At 64.1% G+C, this 12,065-nt stretch carries 16 protein-coding genes, 2 tRNA genes and 1 pseudogene; 6 read left to right on the top strand and 13 right to left on the bottom strand.

Translation table 11 applies throughout. The features are described from left to right. The first annotated feature begins 1 nt into the window (after position 1). The gene (locus E3O19_RS13390; protein ID WP_134568371.1) at positions 2-715 is read left to right on the top strand and encodes a TIGR04282 family arsenosugar biosynthesis glycosyltransferase; all 714 of its coding nucleotides are present in this window, start codon (positions 2-4) and stop codon (positions 713-715) included. A gap of 64 nt (positions 716-779) precedes the next feature. On the opposite strand, the gene E3O19_RS13385 is transcribed toward E3O19_RS13390, so the two are convergent. Continuing rightward, positions 780-1,211 (bottom strand): SRPBCC family protein, encoded by a 432-nt coding sequence (locus E3O19_RS13385; RefSeq protein WP_166804573.1) that lies wholly within the window; start codon positions 1,209-1,211, stop codon positions 780-782. A gap of 131 nt (positions 1,212-1,342) precedes the next feature. Here E3O19_RS13385 and E3O19_RS13380 point away from each other — a divergent pair, with 131 nt between their 5' ends. Then, positions 1,343-2,551: an FAD-binding domain-containing protein gene (locus tag E3O19_RS13380; RefSeq protein ID WP_198413911.1), complete on the top strand. Its 1,209-nt coding sequence runs from the start codon at positions 1,343-1,345 to the stop codon at positions 2,549-2,551. 110 nt (positions 2,552-2,661) lie between these two features. Here E3O19_RS13380 and E3O19_RS18625 read toward each other — a convergent pair whose 3' ends face one another. Continuing rightward, entirely contained in the window at positions 2,662-2,793 is a 132-nt protein-coding gene (locus E3O19_RS18625; RefSeq protein ID WP_277613036.1) for a hypothetical protein, read from the bottom strand. Between the two features lie 167 nt (positions 2,794-2,960). Here E3O19_RS18625 and E3O19_RS18860 point away from each other — a divergent pair. Both E3O19_RS18860 and E3O19_RS13375 read left to right on the top strand, forming a co-directional pair. Next, positions 2,961-3,161: pseudogene (locus E3O19_RS18860) on the top strand (DUF305 domain-containing protein); the annotation flags it as partial. A 153-nt stretch (positions 3,162-3,314) separates the two neighbouring features. Then, positions 3,315-5,054, top strand: coding sequence for an FAD-binding protein (locus E3O19_RS13375; RefSeq protein WP_241981375.1), 1,740 nt, complete (start codon positions 3,315-3,317; stop codon positions 5,052-5,054). Positions 5,055-5,192: 138 nt separating this feature from the next. Here E3O19_RS13375 and E3O19_RS13370 read toward each other — a convergent pair whose 3' ends face one another. Next, a complete protein-coding gene (locus tag E3O19_RS13370; protein ID WP_134568365.1) occupies positions 5,193-5,474 on the bottom strand; it encodes an SRPBCC family protein in 282 nt (93 codons plus the stop codon). A gap of 74 nt (positions 5,475-5,548) precedes the next feature. Here E3O19_RS13370 and E3O19_RS13365 point away from each other — a divergent pair, with 74 nt between their 5' ends. Then, on the top strand, positions 5,549-5,923 hold the full coding sequence (locus E3O19_RS13365) for a hypothetical protein (RefSeq protein ID WP_241981374.1): 375 nt from the start codon (positions 5,549-5,551) through the stop codon (positions 5,921-5,923). A gap of 119 nt (positions 5,924-6,042) precedes the next feature. Here the strand turns inward: E3O19_RS13365 and E3O19_RS18445 are convergent, their stop codons facing one another. The 8 genes from E3O19_RS18445 to E3O19_RS13330 all read right to left on the bottom strand — a co-directional run bounded on the left by E3O19_RS18445 (position 6,043) and on the right by E3O19_RS13330 (position 10,399). Beyond that, on the bottom strand, positions 6,043-6,303 hold the full coding sequence (locus E3O19_RS18445) for a sigma factor-like helix-turn-helix DNA-binding protein (protein WP_241981373.1): 261 nt from the start codon (positions 6,301-6,303) through the stop codon (positions 6,043-6,045). A gap of 60 nt (positions 6,304-6,363) precedes the next feature. After that, positions 6,364-6,510, bottom strand: a complete 147-nt coding sequence (locus E3O19_RS18440; protein ID WP_241981372.1) for a hypothetical protein — start codon at positions 6,508-6,510, stop codon at positions 6,364-6,366. A gap of 98 nt (positions 6,511-6,608) precedes the next feature. After that, positions 6,609-6,932, bottom strand: a complete 324-nt coding sequence (locus E3O19_RS13355) for a site-specific integrase (protein ID WP_134568364.1) — start codon at positions 6,930-6,932, stop codon at positions 6,609-6,611. Continuing rightward, the gene (locus tag E3O19_RS13350; protein ID WP_134568362.1) at positions 6,911-7,573 is read right to left on the bottom strand and encodes a hypothetical protein; all 663 of its coding nucleotides are present in this window, start codon (positions 7,571-7,573) and stop codon (positions 6,911-6,913) included. Before E3O19_RS13350 ends, E3O19_RS13355 begins: the two co-directional genes overlap by 22 nt. Continuing rightward, entirely contained in the window at positions 7,570-7,806 is a 237-nt protein-coding gene (locus E3O19_RS13345) for a helix-turn-helix domain-containing protein (RefSeq protein WP_134568360.1), read from the bottom strand. Before E3O19_RS13345 ends, E3O19_RS13350 begins: the two co-directional genes overlap by 4 nt. A gap of 160 nt (positions 7,807-7,966) precedes the next feature. Next, positions 7,967-8,040, bottom strand: a tRNA-Ile gene (locus E3O19_RS13340). Between the two features lie 11 nt (positions 8,041-8,051). Next, the gene (locus tag E3O19_RS13335) at positions 8,052-9,308 is read right to left on the bottom strand and encodes a glycosyltransferase (RefSeq protein ID WP_241981371.1); all 1,257 of its coding nucleotides are present in this window, start codon (positions 9,306-9,308) and stop codon (positions 8,052-8,054) included. Positions 9,309-9,484: 176 nt separating this feature from the next. Beyond that, the gene (locus E3O19_RS13330; protein ID WP_134568358.1) at positions 9,485-10,399 is read right to left on the bottom strand and encodes a DMT family transporter; all 915 of its coding nucleotides are present in this window, start codon (positions 10,397-10,399) and stop codon (positions 9,485-9,487) included. A gap of 40 nt (positions 10,400-10,439) precedes the next feature. Here E3O19_RS13330 and def point away from each other — a divergent pair, with 40 nt between their 5' ends. After that, entirely contained in the window at positions 10,440-11,006 is a 567-nt protein-coding gene (gene def / locus E3O19_RS13325; RefSeq protein ID WP_134568357.1) for a peptide deformylase, read from the top strand. Positions 11,007-11,036: 30 nt separating this feature from the next. Here def and E3O19_RS13320 read toward each other — a convergent pair whose 3' ends face one another. Beyond that, the gene (locus E3O19_RS13320) at positions 11,037-11,900 is read right to left on the bottom strand and encodes a sensor histidine kinase (RefSeq protein WP_134568355.1); all 864 of its coding nucleotides are present in this window, start codon (positions 11,898-11,900) and stop codon (positions 11,037-11,039) included. Between the two features lie 80 nt (positions 11,901-11,980). Further along, positions 11,981-12,053 (bottom strand) — tRNA-Asn (locus E3O19_RS13315). Positions 12,054-12,065 lie beyond the last annotated feature (12 nt).

The following is a 12,065-nucleotide window of genomic DNA, read 5'->3' as shown; positions in this document are numbered from 1 at the left end:
AGTGACCGCGATCGTTGTCATCGCCAAGGAGTGTCTACCCGGGAGGGTCAAGACCAGGCTGTACCCGGCGCTCTCCTACGAGCAGGCGGCAGCGCTCGCCGCCGCGAGCCTTGACGACACTCTCGCCGCCGCGCTCGTCCTCCCGGCGACCCGCCGCATCCTCGCCTTCGACGGCGTCGCGCCGCCCGTCACGGCCGCTCCCTTCGAGATCCTGCAGCAGGTTTCTGGCGGGCTCGACGAGCGCCTCGCCGACATTTTCGACTCCGTCAAGGAGCCGCTACTCCTCGTCGGCATGGACACCCCACAACTGAGCGCGACCCTGCTCGACCCGGTCTTCACCGACTGGGACGACACCACGGATGCCTGGTTAGGCCCAGCGAACGACGGCGGATTCTGGGCAATCGCCCTCGGCGAGCCCCGCCCGGGAGTCACCCGAGGCGACCTGATCCGCGGTATCCCGATGTCCCGCGACGACACCGCCGCCCACCAGCTCGCCCGCCTGCGGAAAGCCGGACTGCGCGTGCGTCACCTCCCACGGCTCACCGACTTCGACACGATTGCCGACGCGGATGCCGTCGCCCGCATCGCCCCACACAGCCGGTTCGCCGCCGCCCTTCTGGCGATGCGGCCCGCCAACCCCGACGCCACAACGCGACCGACTGATTCCACCGATGCCTTCCCCACGCGCAGAGCATCACCGAGGCACCGGCGTTGACGTTCAGCACCGGGAATCCATCGGTGCTGTCGGTACCCGAGATCAGGCGCAGCGTCGGAAAGCGCTATGACATGCTCATTGCCCGGGGAAGGTTCTGAATCGCGGTGGCCTCCGCAGCAACTTGGGCAGCGATCATCCCGTGCACGAATTTCATCACGCCTTGTGGCTCGAGTTTTATCGCAAACGTGACCCGGCAGGAAGTCGGTGAGACAGGGGTGATCGTGAACGACCCTCGAGGCCGGGCCGGGCCGGCGGTGACTTCGAAGTCGAGCCTGGTCGGTTCTTCCGACGCGACGACACGGTAGTTCGCACGCATCGTCCTTCCGCCGGGGCCGGTGAGAAGCTGCTCGTACTCCGCGCCCACTCCTCGTCCACGAATGTGACGGATCTCGTGCACGCCGCTTCGCCACCTGGTGTTATTAGTCCCGTCTGCCAGAAACGCGAAGACGTCCTCTGCCGAACGCGGCACATCAACGCTGGACTCTGCTCGAATCATCGAGTTCCTTTCGGAGGTTGATGGCATGGCTTTCGACCCAACCGATGTGCATCGCGAGTTTACCGCGGCCGGTGCGCTGCGGACCCGACGCAGACACACAAGCCTCCATCTCCTCAGCCTAGAGTCGACTGATGATCATCTCCCTTGATGGCGTCTCCCCGGAAGCCGTCGTTGAACGACACCTTTCGCATCTCGTGTGCGATCGAATCAGGTCGAGCCCGGGCTTCCGCGGTGGCCAAACGGCCGCGAATGTTGCGCTCAACGCATTCGACGTGGCCGGGTACGCTGCAACGCGTAACCAGGTACTTCCCGAAGAGGCCCGCGGTGCCTCCCGGTTGTCGCCCTACATCCGGCACGGGCTGCTCTCGCTGAAGCAGGTCTGGAATGCAGCCGCCGGTCCGGTGTCGGATGTCTCAAAATTTCGCGACGAACTGCTCTGGCAGGAGTATGGCCGACATCTATACGCTCGAGTCGGCATGCAGCTGCACCGCAATTTACGGTTCGACGTGGCATGGTCTGGGGATTTCACACCAGCGGCCTGGCCGCGCGAAATGGCCTGCGTGAACTGGGCACTCTCGAATCTGGAAACCGAGGGCTGGCTTGTGAATCAGACTCGCATGTGGCTCGCCTCGCACTATACCGTGCGATCCGGAGCAGGGTGGATGGCTGCGCAGGAGCATTTCCATCGCCATTTGCTCGACGGCTCTCGCGCTGCCAACCTGCTTGGGTGGCAGTGGACCGTCGGCGCAGGCACCGGCAAACCCTACGGATTTGCGCGTTGGCAGGTGGAGAAACGAGCGCCGCAACTGTGCGCGGCTTGCCCTCTCAACCGAAATTGCCCGATAGAGAACTTCCCTTCGAATACGGTTCCGCGGCCGGTTGCCATACCGAATCCGCTGCTCGTCCGGGACGACGATCTGGCAACCACCCGAGGTCCGACCACGGTCACCGAACGCTCCACACCACAATGCGTTCTGCTCACAGTCGAATCGCTTGGCGATGAGGATCCGGCACTTCTCGCCCATCCGCAGCTCCCGGTTGTCTTCATCTTCGACGAACCGGCACTGGAAAAACTTCGCCTTTCGAGCAAAAGACTCGTGTTTTTCGTAGAAACACTCCAGGACCTGGCTGAGCGGCGCGAAGTGATCGTGCATCTAGGAGACCCAAGACAAATCACTCCGGACCTTGACGCTGCGATCACCTGGGCCCCAGTGCCGAGCTTTGAAAAGTACGCCCGCACCGCCGCGGAAATGCATCCGTGGCCGTGGCTGGCCGAACCGCATGCCGGTTCGCTCAAAAGCTTTTCGGCGTGGCACCAGAAACTTACTCAACCGAAATGACACGCGGTCCGAACTCCTCGGGCGCATATATCCAGCCCGTCGCATCGGGCATCGCCATGTCGAGCTACCACGATCTTGTCCTGGACACCGGCCATGGAGGTGCGGCCGAACTAGGCAAGCACCGCGGTGACCTCGTCAGTGGTGACTCTGATTTCGGCGGCGAGATTCTCGAGTGCGGCGCCTGCGGGCAGGAGCTCGGCAAAGAAGTCGCGCCGTCGCGCCGCCCTGCTGCGGTTACTCATGAGGTCGAACGGCACTCACTCCGAGAGGAACGTGCTGCCGAGCCCAAAGGTGTCAGTGGCGTTCCTCGCCGCGATAAAGTCAACGGCACGACGATCAATGCCGACCAAAAGGCCCACCAACTCGCCGTAGAGTTCCACCCGCAAGTCAGCTACGGGGTTCGTCCGCAGCGTGCGCGGGTCCGTCGATGCCACGTCCTGCGAACTCTGAACAGCTCGTGGGACTTTCCAGTCGGCAGGGGGTGGAGGCGGAGCGGCTCTTCCTCACGCTCACGATCGCCCACTATGAAGGCGGCGTCCAAATGGCCGAGGCGTTTGCTGGACGAAGTACGAATCGCGCGGTTCTCGACTTCGCACACAGCATCCTGAAGGCCCAGTCAATGGATCACCCTGATCAGGGAGACGCTCGTCGCACGCGACTAACGCCTCGTTTGATCAGGGAAAAACCCAGCAACACGAGGTACCGTCGCGCAGGGAGCCGCGTTCGGTGTGGCTACGTATTATTGCGCCGGGAAGGCCTTCTCATGCCAGAGCACACCGTCACTGGTCGCCGCATTTCTACCTCCGTGCTCGTCATCGGCACTGGAGGTTCGGGCCTGCGGGCCGCGATCGAGCTGTCCGAGCGCGGAGTTGACGTACTTGCTGTCGGTAAGCGCCCCAAGAACGACGCACACACGTCGCTGGCGGCCGGGGGAATCAACGCGGCCCTGGCCACGATGGATTCCGAAGACAGCTGGCAGCAGCACGCAGCAGACACCATCCAGGAGAGCTACTTTCTCGCCAATCCAGACACGGCTGAGATTGTGACAATGAACGCTGGCCGCGGCATCCAGGACCTCGTGCGATGGGGCATGCCGTTCGCGCGCGAGAGTGACGGGCGGATCAGCCAGCGTTACTTCGGCGCCCATAAGTATCGACGCACCGCTTTCGCGGGAGACTATACGGGTCTCGAGATTCAGCGTACCCTAATCGCCCGGGCCGCCCAGCTCGAGGTCCCCATCCTGGATTCGGTGTACATCACCCGCATCCTGGTGCGTGACAACGTGGTGTTCGGCGCCTATGGCTTCGACCTGCGCGACGGCAGCCGGGTGACGATCATCGCCGACGCAGTCATCATTGCCGCTGGCGGACACAACCGCATCTGGCGTCGCACATCCAGCCGCCGCGACGAGAACACGGGCGACTCCTTCAAGTTGGCAGTAGATGCCGGCGGTCGGCTGCGCGACGCCGAGCTGGTCCAATTCCACCCGAGTGGCATCCTCGAACCAGAGAATGCAGCAGGCACCCTGATCAGCGAGGCGGCCAGAGGCGAGGGCGGGGTTCTGCGGAATGCACTCGGCGAGCGGTTCATGGCCAACTATGACCCCGAGCGCATGGAATTGTCCACCCGTGACAGGGTCGCTCTTGCCGCGTACACGGAGATCAAGGAGGGGCGCGGCACCCCGAAGGGCGGCGTGCTGCTCGACATTTCCCATCTGCCCCGCGAGACGATCATGACGCGCCTGCCCCGCGTCTACCAAACCATGCTCGAATTGCAGGTACTGGACGTCACCACCACTGCCATTGAGATCGCCCCGACCGCGCACTACTCTATGGGCGGCGTGTGGGTGCGACCGGATGACCACTCCACCGATGTCGTCGGGATGTACGCTATCGGCGAGGCATCCAGCGGGCTGCACGGGGCGAATCGGCTCGGTGGCAACTCTCTCATTGAACTGCTCGTCTTCGGCCGGATTGTTGGTCAGGCTGCGGCCGAGTACAGCGCCGGGATCATCTCCCAGAAACGATCACAGGACGCGGTCGACGCGGCCGAGCGGGAGGTGACGGACACTCTCGCCTCGGACGGACAGGAGAATGTCCGGGCGTTGCAGCGCGACATCCGAAACACCATGACGGACTTCGGCGGCGTGGTTCGCGACGAGACGGGGCTCCTGGAAGGGCTGCGCCAGCTGGACGTCCTCGACGAGCGCCAGAGCCGAATCGGCGTGCATCCGGATGTCGCGGGATTCTCCGGCCTCGGGCATGCCTTCGACCTGCGCGCCTCCCTCATGGCCGCGCGAGCAACCCTCGCCTGCGCTCTGGAGCGTCGGGAAAGCCGCGGTGCTCACAACCGCAGTGATTACCCTGACATGGACCCCGCTCTGCAGGTGAACTTGGTGTGGTCAGCCGATGGGTCGATCGCGCACGAGCAGATCCCGCCGGTGCGAGCCGAGATCACGGCACTCATGGAAGATGTCACCCAGGCCGGTAAGTTGCTCGAATAGCAAGAAGCAAGAGGGGACAGCCGCCATCACGACGTGGGCGCACCCTCGCTCTGCTGAGAGCTCACCCGAGCACGGGTACCCGAACCGCTCACCGTTAGGGCGGAGCGAAAGCCTTATACCCCAGTGCTGTAGAGATTTTCAGCTGGCCGAGTTGGAGACGCTGCCGGTTTCCAGCAGCCGGCCGAGGCGCTCGAAGTTGCGGTCCAGATTGCGCTGCGTGCTGCGGTCCATCATCGGCTGCAGCAGCCGCATGAACCCGGTAGGACGGCCGGTGACCGTGAACTCCACCCGGGTCTGCGCCTCATCACCGGTCGGGGTGAACTGCAGAGTGGTGGGCAGCGGCCCAGTCACGCTCTCGATCGTCATGCAGCCAGGCCTTTGGTGGTCCGTGACGACCCAAGTGTAGGTGACGGCGCTCACTGAAATTCCTCAGTTCTGCTCACTGAAATTCCCCACTCCGGGTCGCTTCCGCACATAGAAGCGGGCGTTCCTCGATGCTGATGGTCTTCGACCACACACCAGCACGAGAAAGGCCCTGCACCTATGCTTTCAAAGGAGGACGACGTGGACATCCACGCGCTCAAACGGCAGGGGATGACGATCAGTCAGATCGCCCGCCGCACCCACACGACCGCAAGACAATCCGCGCCTATCTCGCCGGCCAGCGCACCCCCGGAGTGCGTCACCGCGCCGACCCGGACCTGTTCGACGCGTTCATCGACTACGTCACCGCGCGGCTCACCGAGGACCCGCATCTCTGGGCGGCGACACTGCTGGACAAGGTCGTCCCGCTGGGCTTCGAACCTATCGGGGAGGGGTGGCGGGCCCATGTCTCCATCGCTTTGGAGAGGGCCTCGGCCACCGGGTGATCTTAACCTCGTGCAGACCCGAATCCACCGTCGTGGACTGGATTTGCTGGCCTGATTCTTAGCGCTCTTTTGGCAGGAAACCGGCCGCTAACTTGGCAGGATTCCAGCGCCGAAACGGCCTACAAAAAGTTGATCACACACAAGGGGATGCGAGCCGCCTTGATCTTGGCCTTCGCGCGGGTGATCCGTTGCGCCATTGTGGCCTCCTGTACCAGGAAGGCGCGGGCGATCTCGGGCACGGTCAGACCCCCAACCATGCGCAGCGTGAGAGCCACCCGGCTTCCCGTCGCGCGGGCCGGGTGACAGCAGGTGAACATCAACCGGGGTTGGTCGTCGTCGATAGCGCCGACCGGGTCGGGCGGGCCCTTGTCGGACAACATCTGAGTCTCCTTCTGCTTGTCGTCGCGTATGTTCTCGCGCCGGATGCGATCGATAGCTTTTCATTTGGCGGTGGTGGTCAGCCAGGCGCCAGGGTTGGCGGGAATGCCCTCTACCGGCCACCGCTCGAGGGCAGTCGCGAATGCCTCGGCCGCGGCCTCTTCGGCGACGTCGAGGTCACCGAAACGCCTCGCCAGCCCCGCGACCACCCGGTCCCACTCCTCGTGGTCTACCCGGGTGATCGCCTGCTTGACCTGGGTTACTGGAACGGCCGGACCTCAACCTTGCCCTGGCATGCCTTCAAGCGCTACTCGCCACTGACGTTATGCGGCGTGAGCGGCGTGCCGTTCCGTGTGAAGAACAGCAGATGCTCGTCGTCGTCCGGGTCGATGAGCTCCAAGCGTCCGCGGATCACATCGACCGCGAACAGGGGCAGAGCAATGACGCGGTTCGACTCGTGCGTCTTGGGATGCTCCTGACGAAACACGCTGGCGCCGTTGTGCACGACGAGCGTTCCGGTGATGCTCACCCGCGGCGGATCCGCGGCCAGGTCTACATCGCACTGCCGAATTGCGAGTGCCTCGCCAATGCGCGTCGCTGTGCCGAGCATCACCTCGATGATGTCGCGCACCTGCCCGTCTGATTTCGGTCCGGGCGTGCCCTCCCCCGAAGGCCATTCGCGGGCCGTGAGGCGGATTGCGGCGATCTGTCCGGAGTAAGCGCCTTCGGGGTGTGTGGAGGCGTTTTCATCCGCGAAGTCTCCTTCACCGGGTTGCGCGAAATAATCTCGCGCCGAACCGCGAACGCCATAATCATGTTGAGGATCGTCTTGGAGTGCTTCGCTCGCGTGAACGACTTCTCGCGCTGTACCTTCAGGAACTTCTCGATGCGGCCCACGGTCACCTCGCGAACCGTGAAGTTGTGCAAGAACGGAAGCACGAGAACTCGGCGCGAGCGCTGGTAGGTGTCCTTGGTCCCTTGGGTGCGGTCGACGTCGAGCATCACGTCCTCCAGCCAAGCCGCCGCGAGTAGGGGAAATGGTGAACTCGCGTTCAGCGAGTCGCCCACGCCACCGGCGCGCATCCGCTCAGCCAGGTCAACCTTGAGAGCTGCCTGCGCGGCGTTGCTGCTGGACCGGGTAGCGCCGACTTGCCGCGTCTGCCCGTCCCAGTCGCGAAAGACAGTCGTCGCCCGAAACCTTCCCGGACCGACCTTCGTCGTCGTGATCGAGCCGAACGTATTGATCGGCAGTCGTGGTCGTCCGGCCATCATCGGTCGTCCCGTTGGGCGCTCAAAGACGCTGCTGGCTCGTGGAGACCGTCGAGCCCATGAACAACATCGGACACGCGGTAGCGGATCTCCCGGCCGACTCGAATGCCGGAGGGGCCGCGGCCGTCGGTGCACAGATCATAGATGACCTGCACGTGCACGCCGAGATACTCGGCGAGCTTGCTCGTGGTGAGTACGGGCTCGAGGCCGAGCCCCGAGAGTAGTTCAGCATTCACAACTCGTCGGTGTTCAAGGTCATCCCAACTCACTAGAACCGGGTCGTGCACCTCCTCAACGAGCACCCATAGAACGCGGTCGCTGAGTAATAAGCAATGTATGTATCAAGTTTTGCCCCATCAGTGAGGACAAGAAACCGTGATCAGATCAATTTACGAGTAGGGCGGCTGGGACTTGAACCCAGGACCGACGGATTATGAGTCCGCTGCTCTAACCAGCTGAGCTACCGCCCCAGGAACCGCTGTTACTCCGAGGAGTGCGCGGCGGCCTCGGAGGTGATCGTGTTGACCACGGCTTCCCCACGATACAGGCACTCGAAGGTGTTCAGGGTGCGGTTGATGTCGTGGGCCCCGATCAGCTTCAGCGACTCGCGCTTGAGCGCGGCAAGTTCTTCGGGAGAGGCGGTGAGCACCTGGGTGAGCTTGGTGGCCATATCCTCGGCGTTGCTCGGCTCGAAAAGGTATCCGTTCTGGCCGTCGTGCACGAGGTGAGGCAGTGCCATCGCGTCCGCGGCGACCACGGGGAGCCCGGACGCCATGGCCTCCATGGTGGCGATGCTCTGCAACTCCGCGATGGAAGGCATGGCGAAAACCGTGGACCGCGTGTAAGCGGCGCGGAGTTCCTCGTCCGTCACATACCCGGTGAACGTCACCCGGTTGCGGATGCCGAGTGTCTGGGCCAGGTGCTCAAGGTTGCGTTTCTGGTCGCCACCGCCGACGATCTCGACCTTGACGTCCAGACCCGGTGAGAGCAGCGTGACGGCGTGCAACAACACGTCGATTTGCTTCTCTCCCGTGACTCGTCCGACGAAAAGGATTCGGTTCTCGGTGCGCGGCTCGAAGCTCGGCGCGTAGTTATGCGCGTCGATTCCGCAGGAGATCGCGAGGACGCCCTCGAGTCCGGTGTAGCGCTCGAGGAACTCGGCGGCACGCACGGTCGGCGTGGTCACGGCCTCGGCGCGGCCGAAGGTGCGGCGCGCAGCCTTCCAGGCCCCCCGGACCATGCCCTCGTGCAGCCACTTGGGCAGAAGGGTGAACTCGAGCATGTTCTCCGGCATGAAGTGGTTTGTGCCGATGATGCGGATCCCACGCTTGGCGGCTTCGATGGTGACTCCGCGGCCCACGTTGATGTGGGACTGGAAGTGAACGACATCCGGCTTGAAGGTGTCGAGGATGCGACGGCTTTCGGCATGGATCAGCCACGGCAGGGCGAAGCGCAGCCAGTCGTGCGGGTACCAGCGCCAGCTCTTCAGGCGGTGCACGACCATAGGCTGGCCTTCGTGGATCTCAGTCCAGGTACCGTGTTTGCGGGACGGGGCGGGTGCCATGATCTGCACCTCGTGGCCGCGTGCGACCAGCCCGGCGGCGAGCCGCTCGGCGAAGCGTGCGGCACCGTTGACGTCAGGGGCAAAGGTGTCTGCGGCGATGAGAACCCGTATCGGCTTCTTCGTTGCCGGCGCCACGCGGGTGGCGCCGCTCGGCAAATCGGTCGAATCTGACAAGTGGAATTGTCCCAACGTAAGTGAGCCGGGGGTCGTCATCCGGCGTGAATTCAAGGATTCGTCGGCGCGCACGCCAACGAGGTCTTCTAGCACCCTATTCTAAACCGTCGTGTCTACAGCCATTCTGGGCAACGGCGCGTCACCCGGCCGGAGGCAGGGAGGTGGGACGACGGACGCTACCCGGCGGCCTGCGGGTGGTACCGGGCGAGCAGGAACACACCGTAGATCGCGACGGCGCCGGCCACAATGAATGCCACGGCAGCCCATGCCGGTGCCTGCGCGACCTCGCCGAGCACGACGATTCCAATGCCGACGGCTATCAGTGGGTCGATCACCGTCAGCCCGGCGATCACCAGGTCGGGCGGACCCGACGCGTACGCGTTCTGAACGAAGTAAGCGCCAAGGGCTGCGCCGAGCAGAAGACCCGCGACGCAGGTCAGCGTCAGCCACTCGAAGTTGCCGTTCTGGGTGCGGTTGATGATCACCTTCGCGAGGGTTGCGACGAATCCGTAGAGAACGCCGGCGCCGATGATGTAGAGGATGGCCTGGAACCGGGTGCGCAGGAACACGAACAGGCTCCCGAAAACCAGCAGGACAAGACCCAGCATGATCAGGATCGTGACGAGGTTCGTGTCCGTGACCGGTTTGTCAACGGCGGTGAATGCGGCCACGGTGACGAACAGGCCGACCCCGCCCACACACATGCCGATGGCGACCTTGGATGCCCGATTGACCTTCACGCCGGAGACGCGCGCGTTCAGGATGGACGTGATCACGAGAGCGACCGCGCCGAGGGGCTGGACCACGATGATCGGCGCGAAGTTGAGGCTGGACAACTGGAAGAGGATGGCCAGGCCGAGCATCAACGTGCCGAATACCCAGGAGGGCCGCCCAAGCAGGAGGGCGAGCTGGCGGGGGTTGAGTCCGCCGGTGACCTCCACGGTCCTGGCTTCAACCTTGGTCACCCCGCGGTGCTGGAACTGCGCCCCAAGGGAGAGAAAAACCGCGCCGACCAGGGCGAGCGGGATTCCGATGGCTTGGCGGGGATCGATCGTGAGGTCCACAGCCAAGTCAGTCAGGTCGAGGGTCACCCAATGACCCTATCGAGAACCAGCCCGATATCCTTGCTGAATGGCCGTGCGATCGATTGTTATTTCCGGAGATCCCGTTCTCCACTCCCCCGCAGCATCCGTCGAGAATTTCGACGATGATCTGCGTGTCCTGGTGCAGGACATGTACGAGACGATGGATGCCGCCCCCGGCGTCGGCCTCGCTGCACCCCAGGTCGGTGCGCCGCTCCGGCTTTTCACCTACAGCTATGTCGACGACGACGACCGGTCATGGCGCGGTGTGGCGATCAACCCTGAGTTGTGGATCACCCCGGTCCCGGCCGGCGAGGCCGATGAGGATGAGGACGTGGAGGGCTGCCTGTCCTACCCCGGCGAGCGGTTCCCGCTCCTGCGTTCCGCGTCGGCCATCCTGCGCGCGGTCGACCAAGATCAGCAGCCGTTTGAGATCGACGCGGAGGGCTGGCTGGCCCGGATTTTCCAGCACGAATACGACCACCTCGACGGAACGCTCTATGTTGACCGTCTTGAGCATTTCTACGCGAAGATCGCCACCAAGGTCACCCGCAAGCGGGGCTGGGGCATCCCAGGCCTCAGTTGGGTCCCGGGGGTCGACAACCTCGAGAACTGAGGTCCCGGGAAGGTCCGCGGCGACGCCAGCTCAGCGGCCCAGATTGACGCCGTGCACGCCGTTGTGGAAACGCAGGGACGGAAAGATCGCGGACACCGAGAATCCGACTCCCGGCACGGTACCGGCGTTGAAGACACCACCGAACAACTCGGCCCGCTCCCGCATCTGGGTGATCCCTGCACCGCTGATGCTCTCACTGAGCGCCTTGAGGTCGTCATCGATCGTGTAGCTGGTTCGGGCCGCGAACTCCCCTGCGTCGGCGCTCGAACGCCGGGCGGCGGCGCGGATACCGTCGTCTTCGACCTGCAGCTTCAGGCCATCCTGGGTCCAGGTGAAGGCGATCTTCACCTCCGTGCCCGAGCCTCCGTGCTTTAGCGAATTGGCGAGCGAACTTTGAAGGATCCGGAAGATGGCCAGCTCCGCGCCCGGCTTGAGCGGAAACCGCAAGCCCGACTCCGTGAAGCCCACGACGAGGCCGGCGTCGCGCATGACCCGGAAGAGGTCTGTGGCTGATTGGAGCCCCGGCTGGGCTGTGGCGATGGATTCGCCCTCACGCACGATGGTGAGCACTCGGCGCATGTCCGCGAGGGCACCGCGCCCGTCCTCGGCGAGGGCCGTGGCGGCGCGAACTGCGCTGGACAGGTCCCTCTCGGCCGCGTACCTGGCCGCCTCGGCCCCCGTGACCAGCCGGGACACGGCGAGCACCGCGACGTCCTGGAGCTCGCGGATGATACCGAGCCGGCCCTGCTGCTCCGCGAGGCTCAGCTCGAGGTCGATCCGCAGCTGCTCGGCCGTGGACTGGTTGACAGCCACGCGAAGCGCTCGCAGCCACAAGACGAGCAGCAGCGCGGAGAGGACTGCCAGCACGATGCTCGCGATCAACCAAAAATCCATGGACTTCGCCTTTCGTACGGCGGCTTCGCGCCCCGGGTGCAAAAAAGGCCACCCGGGGTGGAGCCCTGGGTGGCCTTTCGCTCCCCGACTTGGACTCGAACCAAGAACCTGCCGGTTAACAGCCGGCTGCTCTGCCAATTGAGCTATCGAGGAATGCTTGAACAG

It is taken from the genome of Cryobacterium algoritolerans (assembly GCF_004402785.1).
Lineage (GTDB): Bacteria > Actinomycetota > Actinomycetes > Actinomycetales > Microbacteriaceae > Cryobacterium > Cryobacterium algoritolerans.
This window is presented reverse-complemented; position numbering and strand designations above follow the sequence as displayed.